The following is a 21,621-nucleotide window of genomic DNA, read 5'->3' as shown; positions in this document are numbered from 1 at the left end:
TGTTCAGTGGGTCTTGGTGTGTTTTTCGGGGAGAAGCGCGACGCCGCCGCGGCGGCGCGCGCTGATGGCGCCGCCAAGCAGCGCCCCGCCCAGCGCGATGCCCGCGGCGAGCCAGGACAGCACCGGCACGATGGCCGCGGCGGGCGGCTTGCGCTCGACCAGCTGCATGCCTTGCACCGCTTGCGTCTGCGCAGGCGGCGCGGGCTGCGGCGACCGTGGCTGCGGCTCGGCCTGCTGCCGCGGCTTCGGCGGCGTCGCGGCTTGCGGTGCCGCGGGCTTTGGTGCGCCGGACGGCGCCGCCGCGGGCGCCTGCATGCCGTAGCCCGGCGCGCCGGCCGCGCCAGCCTGTTGCTGCACGTCACGGTTGAAGCTGCGGTTGTCGCTGCGGATATCGTGCCGCTGCGCGAGCGTCTGCCAGCGCTCGGCCAGCGTCCTGAGCAGCGCGGGATCGGCCTTCCAGTAGCCTTTGCGCGCGGCCTCCATCATGCGCTCGATGACCTGCGCCTGGGCCTGGGGCGCGTTGCGCTCGAACCATTCGTCGAGGCCGAGCTTGTGCTTGTCCTTGACGTAGACCTCGGCGAACTCGGTCCACTGGTCGTCGCGCACGATCTCCGGCGCCACCGCGGTCCAGCCCCAGAAGTTGTTGACGGTGTCGAGCATATTGAGCGCGCCGCTGTAGCCTTCGGCCTTCATGCCCTCGATCCAGCCGGGATGGAAGTAACGCGTGCGCAGTTCGGTGGCGAGAAAGGACGCTGCCGTTTCGGTGCGCGCGTGGTTCGCGTCGCGCAGGTTGGAGATCAGCAGCTCCGGCGCCTTGCCGGTGAGGTGCCGCACCGCCAGCCCGATGCCGCCGAGATACTGGAACGGATCGTCGGTGGTGAGCATGCCATACAGGTTGGAGCTGCGCGCCAGCAGCGCGCCCTCCACGCCCTTGAGATTCTCCGCATAGAGATTGAGCTGCGGCAGCTTCTCGCCCCAGGTCTTTTCATCGGGGCCGTAGGCGTATTGCATGCGCGCGAGATAGAGGCCGGCAAGCTTCGCATCCGCCGCCTTGCCGCTGCCGAAGCTGTCGCTGGCGAGGGTGGCGTCGTTGAGGCCCGTGCCGTAGTTGCCGGACTCGCTGGCGAAGATGCGCGTGAGCGCCAGCGCCTCGATGCGCTCCGCGCTCATGTCCTGCGCCTTGAGCTGCGCCAGGCGCTCGCGCACCAGGCGCGTGCCGGCGGCCACCGCGTTGTCGGGCTCGGGCTGCGCCGCGGCCAGCCTGACGGCTTCGGCCAGCCACTTCATCAGGTTGGGAAAGTGGTCCCGGTAGAGGCCGGTGGCGGACAGCACCACATCCACGCGCGGACGCTTGAGTTCCGCCGCCGGGATCGCTTCCACGCCGATCACGCGGCCGCCGCCGTCCCACTGCGGGCGGATGCCCATGGCAGCCAGCGCCTGTGCCTCGAGCATGCCCTGGTGCCGCATGGTTTCCACGCTCCACAGCGAGAAGGCGAGCTTGGCGGGCCATCTGCCGTGGCGCGCGCGCCAGTCCGCGATCATCGCTTCAGCGGCAGCCTGCCCCGCCTGCCATGCCTCGCGGCTCGGCACCTTGGACGGATCGAAGCCGTACAGGTTGCGCCCGGTCGGCAACGCATCGGGATTGCGCACGGGATCGCCGCCGGTGCCGGCAAGCACATAGCGGCCGGCCAGCGCGGTGAGCACCGCTTCGCCCTCGGGCGCTGCGTCGAGGCTGGCGTAGAGCGTGCGGGCGCGTTGCATGTCTTCGCGCTGGCGCACATCGGCCAGGCTGGCCAGCGGCGCGCCGTCGTTTACGTAACGGCGCAGCATGGCGTAGGGCGCGGTCTGCGCGAGCTGCCTGTAGTCGAGCGCGAACAGTTCCTCCGGCTCCTGCGGAAACACACGCTTGAGCCATGCCGGGCCGAGCATGGCCATCACCGTGTAGAGACGTAGCTCGGGCTGCTGCGATTCGCCGAAGGTGTGCAGTCCGTACGGCTGCAGCGCGCCGGCGAGTTCGTGCAGGTGCGTGTGCAACGCATCGAGGAAGCCCGTGAACTGCGCGCCGGCGAGTGCCCGCGGCCAGCCCATGTCGTCGAGCAGGTGCAGGCGATCGCTGCGCGCGAGGATGTCGTCGCGCAGCGTGTCCTTCACCGCGCCTTCGTCCTGCTGCAGGTAGTTGTGCAGCTGGTCATGCAGCGTGGAGAGATCCGTATGCAGGCCCGCCGGCTTGAACGGCGGGGTCTGGTGGCTGACGATGGTGGCGCGGCCGCGGCGCTTGGCCTGCAGCGCTTCGCCCACGTCGTCGACGATGTAGGGATAGATCACCGGCACGCTGCCCAGCACCAGGTAGGGCTGGTCGGTCACGGACAGGCCGCGCTCCTTGCCGGGCGTCCATTCCTGCGTGCCGTGGGTGCCGTAGTGGACCAGCGCGTCGCGCCCTTCGCGCGCCCACAGGTAGGCGGCCATGTAGAAATGGTTGAGCGGCGTCCTGGTGGAGTGGTAGAGCGCTTTCTCGGCGGCTTCGTCGCGCTCGCCGCGCGGCGGCACCGGCATCAGCGCCACGTTGCCGAGCTGCAGGCGCGGGATGGCAAAACCCGCCTCGCCGTTGCGGCGGGTCGCCATGGCCGATGATTCGGGTTCGCCCCAGCGCGCCTTGACCTCGGCGCGGAATCCGGCCGGCTGCGCGTCGTACCAGCGGCGGTATTGCGCCATCGGCATCCATGCCGCGCGGCCTGCGTCGAGCAGGCGGCCGAGCTGGCCTTCGCGATAGAAGGGCGCGAGCAGCGCGCCGAGCTCGCGCTGCAGCAGGGCTTCGTTCGCGGCTTCGGTGCGGTAGCCCGCGGCATGCAGCGAAGCAAGCGTGGACGAAAGGCTGCGCGGCAGGTTGAGGAACGATGCCGACAGGTTTTTCTCGCCCGCCGGATAGTTGTAGAACAGCACCGCCACGCGCTTGTCGGCATTCGGCGTGCGCTGCAGGCGCGCGAGCGCGAGCGCCTTGTCGGCGACGGCATCGAGCTGCGCCGGCAGGCTGACGATGCTGCCGTCCTTCTGCGAAGTGGCGGCCGCCAGCATGGGATCGCTGACGCCGGCCAGTTCCGGCTGCACGAGGTAGAAGGGCGTGTCGGTGAGGCTGATGCCTTGCGGGTCGCGCGCCCAGTCCTGCGCGTCGCCACGGCGATAGGGCATGACCTGCAACACCGGAATGCCGAGCGTTTCGAACTCGGCCTTGCGGCCCGCGGCGTTGAGCATGATCTGCCCGTTGACCAGCACGTCGGTGATGCGCTTGCCGCCGGGCGCGGCCATGCGCAGCACGCCGTCGGCATCCATCACGGGGCTGTAGAACACCAGGGCGCGGGCGCCGCGCGCCTCGATGCGCGCGACCAGGTCATCGACGAAAGCGCTGTCGAGTCCCGACACATAGGCCTGGTGGATCGCCACGCCGATCACCGGCTCGCCCGCATGGCCGGAGACGGCGAGCGCGGCATCCGGCGATTCGGTGACCACGCTCGCCAGGCGCGGGTGATAGTAGGCGGCCTTGGGGAAGATCACCGGCGCGGGGATGGTGCTGTCTTCGCCCATGGCGGCGCGCAGCCGGAATTGCTGCGCGGCCAGCGTGCGCATCATGGCGTCGAAGTTGGCGCGGCCGCCGTTGACGTAGTACGCGTGCACGCGCTTGCCGAGCGCGGCGTCGACGCCGTGCGCTTCGAAGCGGTCGGTGGCGATCAGCAGTCGCGGCACGCGCGCGTTCGTCCACAGCGGCCCGAGCCTGGCGAGCATGTCGGTCACGATGTGATCGCGTGGCGCATCCAGGATCAGCATTGCGGCGCCGTCGATGAACGGCGCCACATCCTGCGCGCTCATGCGTTCGAGATAGCGCGCGCCGAGCGTCATGCCATGCGCGCGCGCCATCGCCTGCAGCGGCTCGAACTTGCCGGCCGGCACCGGCGAGGTGGTGAGCACGGCGATGCGCGGCGGCGCCGCGCCAGCGTGCTGGGCGCCGAACGCCAGCAAGGCCAGCCATAGCAGGCCGAGCGCGCGCAGAAGACGCAGGCAGTCGTTTCTTTGTGGGGACATGGTTTGTTCTATGCGCCTTTCGGTCAGAACGACAGCTTCACGCTGGCGGCAAAGGTGCGGCCCGGCTGCGTGTAGAAATCCAGGCCCGGTTCGCTGGCGGCCACGCCGGACTGGCGCACGTCGCCCCACAGCCAGTACTTCTTGTCGAACAGGTTGTTTACCGACAGCACGATGCTGGCGTAGCGGTTGAAGCGCCACCACGCCTGCACGTCGGTCACGCCATAGCCGCCCGGCTTGAAGTAGGTGAAGCTGCTGTCGTCGGTGCGCGTGACGGGACGCGCGCCGCGCCAGCGCAGGCTGGCGCCCTGGCCCTGGCTGTTGCTGCCGCGCTCCCACGTCAGCGCGGCGCTGGCGCGCAGCGGCGAGACGCTGTTGAGCGGGCGGTCGGTCTGCTCGTTGGTGCCGTGCGCATAGGCCACCGCGCCATCGACGCGCCATTGCGGCAGCAAGCGATAGCTGCCGCGCCACTCGGCGCCGTAGATGCGCACGCTGCTCTGGTTGCGATACTGGTAGGTGGCGCGCAGCCCCGCCAGGCAGGCCGGGTCGGAAGGGCAGTTCAGCTGCACCTGCTCGATGAAGTCCTTGTAGCGGTTGTCGAACAGCGCCACGCTGCTCTGCACGCGTTCGTCGGAGTAGCGCGCGCCGATCTCGAAGGAGCGGCTCTTCTCGGAGTTGAGGTCGCCGTTGGGCGCGGCGCCGTAGCCCTGGATGGTATTGCGGAAGCTGCCGTTGACTTCCTGGTAGTTGGGCGCGCGGAAGCCGAACACGTATTGCGCCCACAGGTTGATCCGGTCGGTGGCCTGCCACAGCGCGGACAGCTTGGGCGAGAGCGCGGAGTCGCTCTTGCTGATGGCGGGCTTGGAGGCCACGCTGTTGTAGAGCTTGTCGTCGTCCGGGCCAAGCGAGTAGTGGTCGAAGCGCAGGCCCGGCGTGAGCGTGAAGCGGCCGCCGGCGAACTGCAGCGCGTCCTGCACGAACACGCCGGTCTGGCGCGTCTCGCCGCTGGGGAAATCGTGGATCGGGAAGTTGTCGCCGGCCAGCGACTTCGATACCGTACCCGTGGTGCGGTTGTACGCGGTGCCGTCGCGGTTCTCGCTCGAGCGCACGCGGATGAAATCCACGCCGCCGGTAAACAGGTGGCCGACCGGGCCGATGGCGAACGATTTGTCCGCCTGCAGGTTGAAGCCGGTCTGCTGCTGGCGGAAGCCGAACAGCAGGTGCACGTCGCACAGGCTGGTGCCGGCCGTCGAGCCGGAGCAGCCGGCGCTGGTGCGGCTGCGCACCTGGTCGGTCACGGTGCGGTTCTCGCTCTCCTGGTAGAACACGGTGGCGCCGAGTCGGTCGAGCACGCGGCTGGCCGGCTTCCATTCGTAGTCCAGGCTGACGCGGTTGCGCGAGACGTCCTCGGTGCCGCTGGCGGAGGTCACGCGCGGCAGTGACGGCGACAGGCGGCGGATATCGGTGAAGGTATCGCCCTCGCGGTGCTCGTAGGTCAGCCTGAAGCGATGGCCGGCGGCGGGATCGAACACCAGCTTGCCCAGCCAGGCATTGGTCTCGCTGTTCTGCGGGTTGGCCACGGAGCGGCCGGTGGAGGTGGAATCGTCGCCGCCCATGCTTTGCACCGCGTGCGCCTTGCGGTGCGCGTACATGAACAGGCCCTTGATGGTTTCGTTGCCGCCGGCCACGCCCGCGGTCTGGCCGAAACCGCTGTCGATGCCGTTCCACGACAGGCCCGCTTCGCCGCCCGCGGCATTGCCGCGCATCAGGTCCTCGGGATCCTTGGTGACATAGGACACCACGCCGCCGATGGCGTCCGAGCCGTACAGGCTGGAAGCCGGCCCGCGCAGCACTTCGACGCGCTTGAGGAAGGAGAACTCGGGCGCGTCGCGAGTGGCACTGGACAGGTTGGAGGGACCGCCGCCGTTGTAGTAGTCGGGCAGGCGCACGCCGTCCACCATCAGCAGCACGCGGTTGTCCTCGATGCCGCGGATATTGATGCTGCCGGTGCCGAAGCGGCGCCGGTCGCGCGGCACGTCGACATCGGGTTCGTCGGCGAACAGGCCGGCTTCGTCGACCGGCTGGGTGCGCTCGATCTGGCGCGCCTCGATGGCGGTGATGGTCGAGGCGACCGCATCGGCGCGCTCCTCGGTGCGGGTGGCGGTGACCACCACCTCGCTCAGCGGGCGGACCGGCTCCTCGGCCGGTCCGGCGGCGAAGGCAGGGCAGGCCAGCGTGGCGCAGACGGCGATGGGCGTGACTCGGACGGAGGCGCGCAGGCGCGCCAGACAGCGGCGTTTCATGGATTTTCCCCCATATGAAAACGAAACGCTGGCTGGCTGGAGCGATGGTGCGGGTGGCTGGCTGGCGTGGTCAGGCGCAGCTCGGCACAGCCGGCTACGCTCTATTGAGAATGCGAATTATTATCAATTGGTAACGATTTGTAAAGCAGACATGCAGAGGCATTGTGCCGCCCATGCCACACCGATGTGGCCTGCGGGGCCGGCCGCAAGGCAAAAGGGCGGTGCCGGCTGACCGGCACCGCCCCCTGGCGTGGATGCAACCGCGGTGAGTGCGCTCAGTGCCGCTCGACGGCCGCCTCGCCCCCCACCAGCACCGGCATGCGATTGCCTTCGGCATCGATCTGCAGCGGGCCGGTGCCCGAGAAGCGGTCCAGTGCGAGATAGATCACCGGCGTGATGAACAGCGTGATCACCTGCGAGAACAGCAGGCCGCCCACCACCGCCAGGCCGAGCGGCTGGCGCAGCTCGGCGCCGGCGCCCAGGCCGAGCGCCAGTGGCAGCGCGCCCATCACGGCGGCGAAGGTGGTCATCAGGATCGGGCGGAAGCGCAGCAGGCAGGCCTGCCGGATCGCGCGCGCCGGGGCCATGCCCTGCTCGCGCTGCGCCGCCAGCGCGAAGTCGATCATCATGATGGCGTTCTTCTTCACGATGCCGATCAGCATCAGCACGCCGATGGTGGCGATCAGCGACAGCTCGATATTGAAGATGAACAGCGTGAGCAGCGCGCCCACCGCCGCCGAGGGCAGGCCGGCCAGGATGGTCAGCGGGTGGATGTAGCTTTCGTACAGCACGCCCAGCAGCGTGTAGATGACGGCGATGGCCGCCACCAGCAACAGCACCTGGGTCGCCTGCGAAGACTGGAACACCGCCGCGTCGCCGCCCCAGCTGGTGAAGATCGAGGTCGGCATGGCGATCTCCTGCCGGTAGGCATCGATCTTCGAAGACGCGTCGCCCAGCGCCGCGCCCGGCGCGAGATTGAACGACACCGTCACCGAAGGCAGCTGGCCCTGGTGGTTCACGGCAATCGGCCCGACCCGGCGCTCGGTGGTGGAGAAGGCCGAGATCGGCACCATCTGCCCGGTCTTGCTGCGCACGTAGAGCTTGGAGAACGCGGTCTCGTCGGCGCGGTCGATGTCGGCCGCCTGCAGGATCACGTAGTAGTTGTCGATCGGCGTGTAGATGGTGGAGACCTGCCGCTCGCCGAAGGCGGAATACAGTGCCTGGCGCACGTCCTGGATCTGCACGCCGAGCGCGTTGGCCTTGTCCCGGTCGATGGAGAGCTGCGCCTCCAGGCCGGATTGCTGCGAGTCGCTGGTGACGTCGCGGAACACCGGGTCGGCGCGCATCTTGACCATCAGCTTGTCGGAAAACTCCTGCAGCTGGCCGGCCTTCACGCTCTGCAGCGTGTACTGGTAGCGGCTCTTGCTCTGGCGCCCGCCCAGGCGCAGGTTCTGCACCGGCGAGAAGTAGACCGCCAGGCCCGGGATGCCGGCCACGTCGCGGCGCAGCGATTCCACCACCTTGGCCATGCGCGGACGCTCGCCCAGCGGCTTGAGCTCGACGAACATGCGGCCGGTATTGATGGCGGGCGAGTTGCCGCCGCCGATCGACACCACGATGCTGCGCACCGCGGGATTCTTGCGCATGCGCTCCGCGGCGTCGCGCAGGCGGTCGGCCATGGCGTCGAAGGAGATGTCCTGCGGGCCTTCGGCGTTGACCTGGATCTGGCCGATGTCTTCTTCCGGGAAAAAGCCCTTGGGAATGGTGGCGAACAGCACCGCGGTCAGCACGAAGGTCAGCCCGGCCACCGCCAGCACTGACTTGCGGTGGGCCAGGCACCAGTCGAGCCCACGCGCATAGCGGTGCAGCGTGAACTCGAACAGGTCCTCGAACCACTGCGTGGAGCGCATCCCGATGGTCTGCTTCTGCGCCACGGCCGGTGCGTGCGCGCCGCCGGCGTGGTCGCCATACGCGTGCTGGGACTCGTCGATGGGCACGTTCTCGGCCGAGAGGAAGCGCGCGCACAGCATCGGGATCAGGGTCAGCGATACCAGCGCCGACACCAGGATCGACAGCGACACCACCGCGGCGAACTCGTGGAACAGCAGGCCGATCACGCCCGGCATGAAGAAGATCGGGATAAACACCGCGATCAGCGAGATCGAGATCGAGAGGATGGTGAAGCCCATCTCGCGCGAGCCGACCAGCGCGGCCTTGAGCGGCGGCACGCCTTCCTCGATATGGCGCACGATGTTTTCCAGCATCACGATGGCATCGTCCACCACCAGGCCCACGGCGAGCGTGATGGCCAGCAGCGAGACGTTGTCCAGGCTGTAGCCGAACGCCTTCATCAGCGCCACCGTGCCGATCAGCGAGATCGGCAGCGAGACGGTGGGGATCAGCGTGGCCGCGGCGCGGCGCAGGAACAGGAAGATCACCAGCACCACCAGCGCCACGGTCAGGGCCAGTGTGAACTGCACATCGTGGATCGACTCGCGGATCGACTGCGAGCGGTCATTGACCACGTTGACGCTCACCGAGGCCGGCATCTGCTGGATCAGGCGGGGCAGGGCGTTCTTGATGGCGTCGACCACCGCCACCGTGTTGGCGTCGGGCTGGCGCAGCACGGCCAGCACGATGGAGCGCTCGTTGTTGAGCCAGCTGCCGGTCTTGATGGTCTCGACGCTGTCCTCCACCTCGGCCACGTCGGACAGCCGCACCAGCGCGCCGCTGGGCTGGCTGGCCACGATGATGTTGCGGAAGGCGTCGGCGCTGGCGAGCTGGCGGTTGGCCTGGATGGTGAGCGTCTGGCGCGCGCCGTCGAGCGTGCCGACCGGGGTGTTGGCGTTGGCGCGGTTCAGCGCGGTGGCCAGCTCGTCGAGCGTCAGGCCGCGCGCGGCAAGCGCATCCGGATGGGCGCGCACGCGCACCGCGAAGCGCTTCTGGCCGAAGATCTGGACCTGCGCCACGCCCGGCAGGGTAGCCAGCGTGGGCGAGATCAGGTTGTCGCCGAACGCGTTGAGCTCGGCCAGGCTCATGGCCGGCGAGTTGATCGCCAGCAGCAGCACCGGTGCATCGGCCGGGTTGACCTTGCGGTACGACGGCGGCACCGTCATCTCGATCGGCAGCGAACGCTGCGCGCGGAACAGCGCCGCCTGCACGTCCACGGCCGCGGCATCGATGTCGCGGTCGTTGTTGAACTCGATGGTGATGCTCGAGTTGCCCAGCGTGTTCGACGAGCTGATCACCGACACGCCCGGAATGGTGGCGAACTGCTTTTCCAGCTGCGTCGCCACCGAGGCCGCCATGGTCTCGGGGCTGGCCCCGGGCAGCGTCGCCGTGACCTGGATCACCGGCGAGTTGAACGAGGGCAGCGCCGCGATCGGGATGGTGGGGTAAAGCGCGATGCCGGTGACGATCACCGCAAGGCACAGCAGCACCGTCATCACCGGACGGCGGATACAGAGCTCGGACAGGGTCATGGCGTTGGGGCTCTGGAATTCAATGCTTGGCGTCGGCGGCTGCGGCGCTGGCCGCGACGGCCTTGGCCGCCGGCGCGCCTTCGCGCACCAGGCTGCCCGCGCGCAGGTTCTGCGCGCCCTCCACCACCACGCGCGTGCCTGGCGGCACGCCTTCGATGACGGCGGCGCCGGCGGTCGAGACCTGCACCTTCACCGGCACCGGCTTGACGCGGTTGTCGGGCTGCACGACGTAGACGAAGCGGCCCTCGGGGCCGGTCACCACGGCCTGCGGCGGCACCGACAACGCACCCTTGAGGGTCTGCACCACGACATCGACGTTGGCATAGGTGCCCGGCCACAGGCGCTGCTCCTCGTTGCCGAACTGGGCCTTGATGCGGATGCTGCCGTACTGCGGGTCGACCGTGTTATCCACGAAGCTGATCTTGCCGGTGACCGGGCTCTTGCTGCCGTCGTTGGGCAGCGCGGTGACGGTGACCGGGCCGGCGTGCATCGCCTCGCGCAGCGCCGCGAGCTGGCGCTCGGGCAGCGTGAAGGTGACGGCGATGGGCTGGATCTGGGCGATGGTGACCATCGGCAGCGCGCTGTTGGGCATCACCAGCGAGCCGGGGAACATATTGATCACGCCAGTGCGCCCGGCGATGGTGGCGCGGATGGCGCCGTAGCTGACCGCCACGCGGCCGGCCTCGATCGCGGCCTGGTCGGCGCGGATGGTGGCTTCGAAGCCGTCGACCTTGGCCTGGGCGGTATCCACCGCGCTCTTGGAGATGAAGTTGCGCTGGAGCAACTCGTTGCTGCGCGCCAGGGTGCGGCGGGCGTCGGACAGGTCGGCCTGGTCGCGCATCAGCTGGGCCTGCGCGCGGGCAAGGTTGGCCTCGTCCATGCGGGTGTCCAGGGTGAACAGCAGGTCACCCGGCTTGACGGTCTGGCCTTCCTTGATGTGCACGGCGCGCACCGTGCTCGAGACCTGCGGGCGGACCTCGACCGTGGACAGCGCACTGACCGTCCCGTTAGCGCTTACTTTCAGCGGAACGTCCCCCTGCTGGACCACGGCCGTGCTCACCACCACCGTGGCGGGCGCCTTTGCGGCGGGCTTGGGCGCCAGCCACGCGCGCCAGCCGTACCATCCGCCCGCTGCCAGCGCGGCCAGGACCACGGCCAGCACCCATGGGGAGACGCGTCCCTTTCCCGTGCCCATGCCTGGACTCCACTTACCGTCGACGAAGCCCTTGGCCTGGTCGATGCCGTTCGTTTTCATGTGAGGACTCTCTTACAGTGCGCGCATCAGGCGCCGCTCCCCGACGGCCCGGTTTCTGGGAACCAGTGCCGACTCGCGACAAAACCGCTACTAGTACAGGATCGGGACCGCCGGCGGCTAGTGGCGGCGCCCTCCACCCCATTACAAACTATTACAGCACGGGGGGTACCTGCTTGTATCAAGAGCCAAACATTAGCAGAAAGCCAGCCGTGTCGGCCATCGGCGCGGGCGGGCGCTGATGCTTTCTATCGACACATCGCGGCGCTGGCGGCGGCGGAGCGCATGCCGGCCTGAGCGCAGACCCGGGTACGCGCGCTCAGGCCTGTGGCGCGGGTGCCTCGCGCTGGCTCCAGCGGCAGCCCAGCACGCGCGCGCGCCGGGACACGCCCAGCGCCAGCAGCATCAGCACGGCGGCGCCCCAGTGCAGGGCGCCGGCGCCGGCGGTGGCGTAGATCGCCGCGCCACCCATGGCGCCGAGGGCCTGGCCGAGGTAGATCGAGGAAGAGTTGAGCGAGATCGAGGCCGAGGCACGCTCCGGCGCCAGCGCCACCAGCCGCGCCTGCTGCGCGCTGTTGGTGGCGAAGCCGCCCACGCCCCACAGCATGAAGATCAGCACCAGCGCCACCGGGCCGACGGTGGCCAGCGGCCACAGCAGCATCGCCGCCAGCGAGGTCAGCATGGCGACCTGGACGATGCGCGCGGGCGTAGCCCGGTCCATGCGCGCGGCAGCCAGCACATTGCCGGTCACGCCGCAGGCGCCGTAGGCCAGGAACATCAGGCTCAGCGTGGCGCCGCTGATGCCGTGCACGTCGCGCAACAGCGGGGCGATGTAGGTAAACAGCGTGAACATGCCGGCGGACTGGATCATGGTGGTGGCCACCACCAGCACCATCGGCGTATGGCGCAGCACCGCGCCCCAGGCGGCGCGGCCGACCGGCTCCACGTACAGCCGCGGCGGCAGCGCCCGCCACACGGCCAGCGCCGCGGCCAGCGCCATCACGCCCACCAGCGCCATGCTGAAGCGCCAGCCCAGCGTGCTGGCGATCCACGTGCCCAGCGGCACGCCGACCACGCTGGCCACGCTCCAGCCGAGAAAGACGAAGCTGATGGCGCGCCCGCGCGTCTGCGCGTTGACCAGCAGCGGCAGCGTGGCGGCGGTCTGCGGCGTATAGATGGCCGCGCCGATGGCGGTCAGGAAGCGGACCGCCATCAGGGCGGCAAAGCTCGGCGCCAGCGCCGCGGCCAGGTGCATGACGGCGTAGACCAGCAGCGATCCGGCCAGCAGCAGGCGGCGGTCGATGCGCGAGCCGAGCGTGGCGAACAGCGGGGCGCCCACGCAGGTAGCCAGCGCGAACACCGCGATCAGCTGGCCGGCGGTGCCCGCGCTCAGGCCGAAGTCGCCGGCGATGTCGTTGAGCATGCCGGTGACGATCATCGCGCCGGTGCCGATGACGAAATTGCCGAMGCASAGCGTCAGKAGCCTGGGATCCATGGCGGGCGGCGCTAGAAAAAAGAGGGCGGAAAGACGAAAAACGCGGCCGGAGGCCGCGCGGGATGAGGCGAGTGTAGCGGGTTTGCCCGGTTCGCGTTTGCGGCGAACCGGGCACCGCGCCGCGGACTCCGGTGCCGGCTCTAGCGGGACAGGGCCGGCGTCAGCGCCTTGGGATTGGCGATGCTTTCGTGCTTGCCGGCCAGTACGTCGAGGATGTTCTGGAAGGCGATGCGGAAGTACATCTCGTAGCTCTCCCGCTCCACGTAGCCCAGGTGCGGCGTGCAGATGCAGTTTTCCATGCGCAGCAGGGCGTGGCCCTGCAGGATGGGCTCGGACTCGAACACGTCGACCGCCGCCATGCCCGGGCGGCCGCGGTTGAGCGCGGTCAGCAGGGCGTTTTCCTCGACCAGCTCGGCGCGGCTGGTATTGACGAACAGCGCGGTCGGCTTCATGCGAGTGAGGTCGGACAGCTTGACCAGCCCGCGGGTCTCGTCGTTCAGGCGCAGGTGCAGCGACAGCACATCGCTTTCGGCGAACAACTGCTCCTGCGACTCGGCCACCGCCAGGCCGTCCTCCCGGGCGCTTTTCTGCGAGTTCTCGCGGCCCCACACCAGCACATTCATGCCGAAGGCGCGGCCGTAGCCGGCCAGCAGCTTGCCGATCTTGCCGTAGCCCCAGATGCCCAGCGTCTGCCCGCGCAGCACCTGGCCCAGGCCGAAATTGGGCGGCATGGTGGTGGACTTGAGCCCGGACTGCTGCCAGGCGCCGTGCTTGAGGCTGGCCACGTACTGGGGAATGCGGCGCTGGGCCGCCATGATCAGGGCCCAGGTGAGTTCGGCCGGCGCCACCGGCGAGCCGGAGCCTTCCAGCACTGCCACGCCGCGCTCGGTACAGGCATCGATGTCGACATGGCCGCCGACGCGGCCGGTCTGGCTGACGATCTTGAGCTTGGGCAGTTTTTCCAGCAGTTGGCGGGGGATGCGCGAGCGTTCGCGGATCAGCACCACGGCCTCCACGTCCGACAGGCGCGCCGCCAGCTGGCCGACGCCCTTCACGGTGTTGTTGAACACCTTGACGTCATGGCCGTCGAGCAGGCTGAAACAGGGCAGTTTGCGAACGGAGTCCTGGTAATCGTCGAGTACGGCAATCTTCATCGGCAACTCTGGTTTGGCAATGGCTAAGGTGCGCGCGACCACAAAGCGGGGCGCGCATCCACTGTATTGTTTTACTACCTGCCGCGCGACACTGCCGCAGGTGCGGCGTGCGGCGCAGACTTTTTGGCGCAAGGCAGAAGTGCGCTGCCAGGCAGGTGAACAGGACAATACGGCACGGCAGGAAAGATGCGCCGGCACTGCGCCAACATTGCTGCGGAGCAAAAAACAGCGGCCCGAGGCAGTGGTATCCTTGCCGGCTCCGATGCTACCGGATTGTCGGTCGAGCCACGCTCCCGTCCGCTGGATTGTGTCGGACAAAGCCTGCCCGGCCCTGTCGCGCGGAAAGCGCAACTGTAGCGCAGCCACGAGGCCCGCCGCGACCTTTTGCTGGGTCGGGGCTGCCGCTCAGTTGTAACGGGATGTGACGATGTTGGCCCGTTGGATATCCCGGTGCCGCCTGCACGCGGCGACGCGATGGCGCGGCCCAGGCTTTGGAAAGAATTCTTTTTCGCTTTGGAGTAACTGTATGAACCATCCCGCCATGCAGGGCACGCCCGCACTCAACGTTCCGGCCTGGGTCAAGCACCAGAAGCTGGTCGCCTGGGTAGCCGAGATCGCGGCGCTTGCCAAACCCGACAATATCTACTGGTGCGACGGCTCGCAGGACGAGTACGACCGCCTGTGCGACCAGATGGTCGCCGCGGGCACCATGAAGCGCCTCAACCCGGCCAAGCGCAAGAACTCCTTCCTCGCGCTGTCCGATCCGTCGGACGTGGCACGCGTCGAAGACCGCACCTTCATCTGCTCGGAAAAGCAGGAAGATGCGGGCGCCACCAACAACTGGACCGCCCCGGCCGAAATGCGCCAGACCCTGGCCGGCCTGTTCGAAGGCTGCATGCGCGGCCGCACCCTCTACGTGGTGCCGTTCTCGATGGGCCCGCTGGGCTCGCCGATCGCCCATATCGGCGTGGAACTGTCCGATTCGCCGTATGTGGCGGTGAACATGCGCATCATGACCCGCATGGGCCGCGCGGTGTTCGACGTGCTCGGCACCGACCGCGACTTCGTGCCTTGCGTGCACACCGTCGGCAAGCCGCTGGCCGCGGGCGAGAAGGACGTGCCCTGGCCCTGCAACGCCACCAAGTACATCGTGCATTTCCCGGAAACGCGCGAGATCTGGTCGTATGGCTCGGGCTATGGCGGCAACGCGCTGCTGGGCAAGAAGTGCTTCGCCCTGCGCATCGCTTCCACCATGGGCCGTGACGAAGGCTGGCTGGCCGAACACATGCTGATCCTGGGCGTGACCTCGCCCGAGGGCAAGAAGTACCACGTGGCGGCCGCCTTCCCGTCGGCCTGCGGCAAGACCAACTTCGCCATGCTGATCCCGCCCAAGGGCTTCGAAGGCTGGAAGGTCACCACCATCGGCGACGACATCGCCTGGATCAAGCCGGGCCAGGACGGCCGCCTGTACGCCATCAACCCGGAAGCCGGCTACTTCGGCGTGGCCCCGGGCACCAGCGAGAAGACCAACTTCAACGCGATGGCGACGCTCAAGGAAAACGTCATCTTCACCAACGTGGCGCTGACCGACGACGGCGACGTGTGGTGGGAAGGCATGAGCAAGGAAGCCCCGGCCCACCTGGTCGACTGGCAGGGCAAGGACTGGACCCCGGCCATCGCCCGCGAGACCGGCGCCAAGGCCGCGCACCCGAACGCCCGTTTCACCGCGCCGGCCGTGCAGTGCCCGTCGATCGACGATAACTGGGACAACCCGGCCGGCGTCGCCATCGACGCCTTCATCTTCGGCGGCCGCCGCTCCACCACGGTGCCGCTGGTGACCGAGGCGCGCAACTGGACCGAAGGCGTCTACATGGCCGCCACCATGGGCTCGGAAACCACCGCCGCGGCGGCCGGCCAGCAAGGCGTGGTGCGCCGCGACCCGTTCGCCATGCTGCCGTTCTGCGGCTACAACATGGCCGACTATTTCGGCCACTGGCTGGCGCTGGGCAAGAAGCTCGAAGCCAGCGGCGCCAGGCTGCCGGGCATCTACTGCGTCAACTGGTTCCGCAAGGACGCGGACGGCAACTTCGTGTGGCCGGGCTTCGGCGAGAACATGCGCGTGCTGTCGTGGATGATCGACCGCGTCGAAGGACACGGCAAGGGCACCGACCACGTGTTCGGCACCTCGCCGCGCTTCGAGGACCTGAACTGGGAAGGGCTGGAATTCACGCGCCAGCAGTTCGACCAGGTCACCTCGATCGACCACGCCGCATGGCAGCGCGAGCTGACCCTGCACGAAGAGCTGTTCACCCAGCTCAAGCACAACCTGCCGCAGGCGCTGGTGGACACCAAGGCCGCACTGGCCAAGCGCCTGGCTGACTAAGCCGCCGCGATTCCGGCTGCAGGCGAGAGCCCCCTGGAAACAGGGGGCTTTTTCTTTTGGCCGGCGTCTTGCGCGCCGATGCTCGCCAGAGCCGCCACGGGCTACGTGCCCGGCGGCGTATCGCCCGCCGTGCCCGCGCCGAGCTGCTCCACCGCGTACTTCACCAGTTCCGCGCGGCCTTCGATGCCGAGCTTGCGGCGCAGATTGAGCCGGTGCGTCTCGATGGTGCGCACCGATACGCCCAGCGCGGCGGCGATGTCCTTGTTGGCCTGCCCGCGCCCGATGCAGTTGAGGATGTCGCGCTCGCGCGGCGTGAGCGCATCGAGCGGCCCGGCGGCGGGGCTTTCCTCGACCATGCGGCGCGCAATGCGGGCGCTGTAGAAGACGCGGCCGGCGAGCACGGCGCCGATGGCCGCCATCAGTTCGTCGGCGGGCGCGTCCTTGAGCACATAGCCGCGCGCGCCGGCGCGGATCGCCTGTCGCACATACTCCAGGTTGTCGTGCATGGACACCACCAGCACGGCCAGCTCGGGATAGTCGTCGTGCAGCGCGGCGGCCAGCGCGATGCCGCCCATGCCGCGCATGCCGATATCGGTGATCACCAGTTCGGGCATCTGCTCGGGCGCGGCCCGGGCCAGCCAGGCCAGCGCGGCCTCGCCGTCGTCGGCTTCGCCGACCACGCTCAGCTCGGGCTGCAGGCCCAGGCGCATGCGCATGCCGTCGCGCACCAGCGCGTGGTCGTCGATCAGCAGCACGCGGGCAGGGGCTTGGGTCATGATGATGGATTTCCTGAGCTGTCTTGTCGGGCCGCGGCGGGCGCGGGGCCCGGGCGCGGCAGTGGCACCGCGGCGTGCAGGCGGGTGGCGCCGGGACGGGAGCTGATCTCGAACTCGCCGCCCAGCGCGGCGGTGCGCTCGCGCAGGTTGCGCAGGCCGATGCCACGCTTGGGGTCGTGCTGCATGCGCGCCACGTCGAAGCCGGCGCCGTCGTCCTGCACCGTCAGCCGGGTGGCATCGGCATCGAAGGCCAGTTCCAGCGCCACATGGCGCGCGTGAGCATGCCGCTCCACATTGGTCAGCGCCTCCTGGGCAATGCGGAACAGCGCGGTGGCCTGCTCGTCGGGCAGCTCGCGCGGCGTGCCGCTGCGCGAGACGGCGATGCGCAGGCCGCTGCCTTCCTGCATCTCSCGCGCCAGRTGCTSCARCGCGGCGWAKAGSCCGAGRTCGTCGAGCAGGGCGGGGCGCAGGTTGCGCGCCACCCGCCGCACTTCGTTGAACACGCTGTCCAGGCGTGCCAGCGCGGTGCCGAGCACGGGCGACACCGTGGCGCCTTCGCCCGGCGCCAGGCGCAGGCGGTTGGCCGCGGTTTCCAGCAGCAGCTTGACCGACACCAGCAACTGGCTGATGCCGTCATGCAGCTCGCGCGACAGCCGTGCCCGTTCTTCTTCCTGCGACTGCACCACGCGCTGGGCCAGCTGGCGCAGCTTGGCGTCGGCCTCGCGATGCTCGCTCACGTTGAGGGCCAGCCCGCTGGCGGCCACCAGCAGGATGCTGATGGCGGCGATCACGCCGATCCATGCCATGGTTTCGCGGATATCGGTCTCGGCGCGCGCATCGAGCTGGCGCAGGGTGCGCTCGACGTCGTCCAGGTAGATGCCGGTGCCAAGCATCCAGTTCCATTCCGGCACCCCGACCACGTAGCCGAGCTTGGGCGCCACCTGCTGGGACGACGGCTTCTTCCACATGTAGCGCACCGAACCGCCGCCGGCGCGCGCGGCCGCGATCAGCCGCTGGATGGTGAGCGCGCCCTGCGGGTCGCGCAGGCTCCACAGGTCCTGTCCCACCAGCTCGGGCTGGCGCGGGTGCATCAGGTTGCGGCCCTGCATGTCGTAGAGGAAGAAGTAGCCGTCGGGGCCGTAGTCCAGGCGCGCCAGCGCTTCCATGGCGGCGTGGCGGGTGGCGTCGTCGTTGCGGCCCGAGTGCACCATGGGCGCGATCGCGCTCTGCGCCAGCTCTACGTAGTGGCGCAGCTCGACCTCCTTGCTCTGCAGGTAAGCCGCCTCGACCAGGGTGCGCTCGTGGCGGGCCAGCGCGGTGGCCTGGTAGCGCACCGCCAGCGCGATGCCGAACATGGCGACGGCGAGCGGCGCGACGGCCAGCAGCAGGATCTTCTGACGGAGTTTCATCGATGCCGGGGCAGTGCCTGAGTAGTGCTCGAGTGGTGCTCGCGTGGTGCTTGCGTGGTGCCGGGATGGCGCCGGGTGCGTCCCCGGGGTAAACACGGATGACGCGCAAGCGGCATATGACCGTGGATCTACGTAGTAACACGCAACGTGGCTGCGTAGTTCCGCGCTTGTGCCGCCAGGGGCGGGTGTCAATACTACACGCCGGACGTGCGACCGCTGCCACGCAGCATCATGCATGCGTCCTGCGCAGCGGGTGCGGCCAGCGATTGCCGGCAGCATCGCCCGCCTGCGACGACCAGATCCGGAGCTTGCGAGACTCACCGGGCACCGACGAAAAACTGGCAGGAGACAACCACGCCACCCCCTCGTCAGCCCGCCGTCCCCGGCGCGCGCCGTCCGCTTGGACGCCCCCGCGCGCCGCGCCATGCATGCCGGACCTGCCGCCGCCGGCATTTCCATAAACGGTCTGAGGAGACCCTCATCATGAATCGCATCGGGCAACACCTGGTGTGGCTGGCCGTCGCCGTACTCGGCGCCTTCGCCTTTGCCACCGTTGCACTATCTCGCGGCGAAGCCGTCAGTGCCCTGTGGATCGTGGTCGCCGCGATCTGCATCTACCTGATCGCCTACCGCTACTACAGCAAGTTCATCGCCGACAAGGTCATGCAGCTCGACCCCAAGCGCATGACGCCGGCCTGGCGCCACAACGACGGGCTGGACTACGTGCCGACCAACAAGGCGGTGCTGTTCGGCCACCACTTCGCCGCGATCGCCGGCGCCGGCCCGCTGGTGGGCCCGGTGCTGGCCGCGCAGATGGGCTACATGCCCGGCATGCTGTGGATCCTGGCCGGCGTGGTGTTCGCCGGCGCGGTGCAGGACTTCATGGTGCTGTTCATCTCCACGCGCCGCGACGGCCGCTCGCTGGGCGACCTGATCAAGTCCGAGATGGGCACGGTGCCGGGCATGATCGCGCTGTTCGGCTGCTTCATGATCATGATCATCATCCTGGCGGTGCTGGCGCTGATCGTGGTGAAGGCGCTGGCCGGCTCGCCGTGGGGCACCTTCACCGTGGGCGTGACGATTCCCATCGCCATCTTCATGGGCGTGTACACGCGCTACATCCGCCCGGGCCGCATCGGCGAGGTGTCGGTGATCGGCTTCGTGCTGCTGATGCTGGCCATCATCGGCGGCCAGTACGTGCACGAGAGCGCCGTGCTGGCGCCGCTGTTCACGTACGACGGCAAGGCCCTGACGTGGATGCTGATCGTCTACGGCTTYRTSGCSGCGGTGCTGCCGGTRTGGCTGCTGCTGGCCCCGCGYGACTACCTCTCKACCTTCCTCAAGATCGGCACCATCATCGCGCTGGCCGTGGGCATCGTGATCGTGGCGCCGGAGCTGAAGATGCCGGCGTTCACGCAGTTCGCCAAGGGCGGCGGGCCGGTGTGGTCGGGCAACCTGTTCCCGTTCCTCTTCATCACCATCGCCTGCGGCGCGGTGTCGGGCTTCCATGCGCTGATCTCCTCGGGCACCACGCCCAAGCTGCTGGAGAGCGAGTCGCACATGCGCTTCATCGGCTACGGCGCGATGCTGGCCGAATCCTTCGTCGCCATCATGGCGCTGGTGGCCGCCTCGGTGATCGAGCCGGGCGTGTACTTCGCCATGAACAGCCCGGCCGCCGTGATCGGCACGTCGCCGGAAGCGGTGGCCGCGGTGGTGTCCGGCTGGGGCTTCGTGATCACGCCTGACGTGCTGATCCAGACCGCCAAGGACGTCGGCGAGAACACCATCATCTCGCGTGCCGGCGGCGCGCCGACGCTGGCGGTGGGCATTGCCCACATCCTGCACCAGGTGGTGGGCGGCCAGGCCATGATGGCCTTCTGGTACCACTTCGCCATCCTGTTCGAGGCGCTCTTCATCCTGACCGCCGTGGACGCGGGCACCCGCGCCGGGCGCTTTATGCTGCAGGACCTGCTGGGCAGCTTCGTGCCCTCGTTCCGCCGCACCGACTCGCTGCCTGCCAACCTGATCGCCACCGCGCTGTGCGTGGCGTTCTGGGGCTATTTCCTGTACCAGGGCGTGGTCGACCCGCTGGGCGGCATCAACACGCTGTGGCCGCTGTTTGGCATCTCCAACCAGATGCTGGCCGCGGTGGCACTGGTGCTCGGTACCTGCGTGCTGGTGAAGATGAAGCGCGGCAAGTACGCCTGGGTCACCCTGGTGCCCACCATCTGGCTGCTGATCTGCACGCTGACCGCCGGCTGGCAGAAGCTGTTCGACGCCGATCCCAAGGTCAGCTTCCTGACCCACGCGGCCAGGTTCAGCGACGCCATCGCCGCGGGCAAGGTGCTGGCCCCGGCCAAGTCGATGGAGCAGATGCACCGCATCGTCTTCAACGACTACCTGGACGCCGGCCTGTGCGCGCTGTTCATGTTCGTGGTGCTGTCGGTCGTGTTCTACGGCTTCAAGACCGCGCTGGCCGCGCGCGCCGCGAGCCGCCCGACCGACCGCGAGACGCCGTTCGAGCCGATGCCGGCAACGACCTCGGCGCAGCACTGAGTACGCCCGAACCCGCTACAGGAACAGGAGAATCGTCATGATCGAGCAACTGGGAACCATGGGCCGCTACCTCGGCCAGTCCCTGCGCCTGATGGTGGGGCTGCCGGACTACCAGACCTACGTGGCGCACATGGAAAGCACCCACCCCGACCGCGCGCCGATGAGCTACGAGGAATTTTTCCGCGAACGCCAGGAAGCGCGCTACGGCGGGGGACAAGGCAAGTGCTGCTAAGCCGCCGGATTGTGCGCAGTCCGGCGCGTAATCCGGGGTGCAAGTGATGCTTTAGGGGGGCCGCTGCGAAAGCGGCCCTTTTTGCGTTTCCCTAGCCGTTACAGGGCCTTACACGTGGTTACAGCAAGCTTGGGGCGACCTCTCTACACTTGCGTCAAAAGTTGATAATCATTGCTAACCCAAGGAAGAAGAACATGTCTCGGCACACCGTTCGCAGTTTCACCCTGGCCATCGCCCTGGCGGCATCCGCGCTGCCGGTGTTTGCGGGCGATATGAACAATGCCCTCGGCGGCGCACTCGGCGGTGTCGCCGGCGCGGCGGTGGGCGGCGCACTCGGCGGCTCGACCGGCGCGGTGATCGGCGGCGCAGTAGGCGGCGGCGCAGGCGGCGCGGTCACCTCCAACCGTCGCGAGCGCACCGGCGCCATCATCGGCGGCGCGCTGGGCGGCGGCGCGGGCACGGCGGCCGGCAATGCCATGGGCGGGCGCACCGGCGGCCTGCTGGGCGC

12 protein-coding genes are annotated in these 21,621 nt (G+C 68.7%); 4 read left to right on the top strand and 8 right to left on the bottom strand.

Going from position 1 to position 21,621, the window contains the following annotated elements:
- Positions 1-3 precede the first annotated feature (3 nt).
- From cobN to AC1DK4_RS18450, 6 genes are all read right to left on the bottom strand, one after another.
- The gene (gene cobN / locus AC1DK4_RS18475; protein ID WP_477116364.1) at positions 4-4,074 is read right to left on the bottom strand and encodes a cobaltochelatase subunit CobN; all 4,071 of its coding nucleotides are present in this window, start codon (positions 4,072-4,074) and stop codon (positions 4-6) included.
- Between the two features lie 23 nt (positions 4,075-4,097).
- Complete coding sequence (locus AC1DK4_RS18470; RefSeq protein WP_441649901.1) at positions 4,098-6,374, bottom strand: TonB-dependent hemoglobin/transferrin/lactoferrin family receptor; 2,277 nt, start codon at positions 6,372-6,374, stop codon at positions 4,098-4,100.
- 275 nt (positions 6,375-6,649) lie between these two features.
- Complete coding sequence (locus AC1DK4_RS18465) at positions 6,650-9,856, bottom strand: efflux RND transporter permease subunit (RefSeq protein WP_441649902.1); 3,207 nt, start codon at positions 9,854-9,856, stop codon at positions 6,650-6,652.
- Positions 9,857-9,875: 19 nt separating this feature from the next.
- Positions 9,876-11,111 (bottom strand): efflux RND transporter periplasmic adaptor subunit, encoded by a 1,236-nt coding sequence (locus tag AC1DK4_RS18460; protein WP_441649903.1) that lies wholly within the window; start codon positions 11,109-11,111, stop codon positions 9,876-9,878.
- A 316-nt stretch (positions 11,112-11,427) separates the two neighbouring features.
- Positions 11,428-12,603: an MFS transporter gene (locus AC1DK4_RS18455; protein WP_477131686.1), complete on the bottom strand. Its 1,176-nt coding sequence runs from the start codon at positions 12,601-12,603 to the stop codon at positions 11,428-11,430.
- A gap of 140 nt (positions 12,604-12,743) precedes the next feature.
- Positions 12,744-13,757, bottom strand: a complete 1,014-nt coding sequence (locus tag AC1DK4_RS18450) for a D-2-hydroxyacid dehydrogenase family protein (RefSeq protein WP_441649905.1) — start codon at positions 13,755-13,757, stop codon at positions 12,744-12,746.
- Positions 13,758-14,283: 526 nt separating this feature from the next.
- Here AC1DK4_RS18450 and AC1DK4_RS18445 point away from each other — a divergent pair.
- Positions 14,284-16,140 carry a phosphoenolpyruvate carboxykinase (GTP) gene (locus AC1DK4_RS18445; protein ID WP_441649906.1) on the top strand — a complete coding sequence of 619 codons (1,857 nt, stop codon included), beginning with the start codon at positions 14,284-14,286 and terminating at the stop codon, positions 16,138-16,140.
- 101 nt (positions 16,141-16,241) lie between these two features.
- Here the strand turns inward: AC1DK4_RS18445 and AC1DK4_RS18440 are convergent, their stop codons facing one another.
- Complete coding sequence (locus AC1DK4_RS18440) at positions 16,242-16,916, bottom strand: response regulator (protein ID WP_441649907.1); 675 nt, start codon at positions 16,914-16,916, stop codon at positions 16,242-16,244.
- Positions 16,913-18,325, bottom strand: coding sequence for a cache domain-containing protein (locus tag AC1DK4_RS18435; RefSeq protein ID WP_477131685.1), 1,413 nt, complete (start codon positions 18,323-18,325; stop codon positions 16,913-16,915). Before AC1DK4_RS18435 ends, AC1DK4_RS18440 begins: the two co-directional genes overlap by 4 nt.
- A gap of 483 nt (positions 18,326-18,808) precedes the next feature.
- Here AC1DK4_RS18435 and AC1DK4_RS18430 point away from each other — a divergent pair, with 483 nt between their 5' ends.
- The 3 genes from AC1DK4_RS18430 to AC1DK4_RS18420 all read left to right on the top strand — a co-directional run.
- The gene (locus AC1DK4_RS18430) at positions 18,809-20,881 is read left to right on the top strand and encodes a carbon starvation CstA family protein (protein WP_477131684.1); all 2,073 of its coding nucleotides are present in this window, start codon (positions 18,809-18,811) and stop codon (positions 20,879-20,881) included.
- 37 nt (positions 20,882-20,918) lie between these two features.
- Entirely contained in the window at positions 20,919-21,113 is a 195-nt protein-coding gene (locus AC1DK4_RS18425) for a YbdD/YjiX family protein (protein WP_441612827.1), read from the top strand.
- Between the two features lie 194 nt (positions 21,114-21,307).
- On the top strand, positions 21,308-21,621 hold a 314-nt coding region (locus tag AC1DK4_RS18420), incomplete at its 3' end, for a hypothetical protein (RefSeq protein ID WP_477131683.1).

It is taken from the genome of Cupriavidus sp. 05N38 (assembly GCF_056397345.1).
The sequence above is the reverse complement of the archived record's forward strand: the minus strand, read 5'-3'. Positions and strand labels throughout refer to the sequence as shown.

Bases quoted from the DNA above. Each gene is read 5' to 3' on its own strand.
- cobN (WP_477116364.1), bottom strand. From the start codon at position 4,074: ATGTCCCCACAAAGAAACGACTGCCTGCGTCTTCTGCGCGCGCTCGGC.
- AC1DK4_RS18470 (WP_441649901.1), bottom strand. From the start codon at position 6,374: ATGAAACGCCGCTGTCTGGCGCGCCTGCGCGCCTCCGTCCGAGTCACG.
- AC1DK4_RS18465 (WP_441649902.1), bottom strand. From the start codon at position 9,856: ATGACCCTGTCCGAGCTCTGTATCCGCCGTCCGGTGATGACGGTGCTG.
- AC1DK4_RS18460 (WP_441649903.1), bottom strand. From the start codon at position 11,111: ATGAAAACGAACGGCATCGACCAGGCCAAGGGCTTCGTCGACGGTAAG.
- AC1DK4_RS18450 (WP_441649905.1), bottom strand. From the start codon at position 13,757: ATGAAGATTGCCGTACTCGACGATTACCAGGACTCCGTTCGCAAACTG.
- AC1DK4_RS18445 (WP_441649906.1), top strand. From the start codon at position 14,284: ATGAACCATCCCGCCATGCAGGGCACGCCCGCACTCAACGTTCCGGCC.
- AC1DK4_RS18440 (WP_441649907.1), bottom strand. From the start codon at position 16,916: ATGACCCAAGCCCCTGCCCGCGTGCTGCTGATCGACGACCACGCGCTG.
- AC1DK4_RS18425 (WP_441612827.1), top strand. From the start codon at position 20,919: ATGATCGAGCAACTGGGAACCATGGGCCGCTACCTCGGCCAGTCCCTG.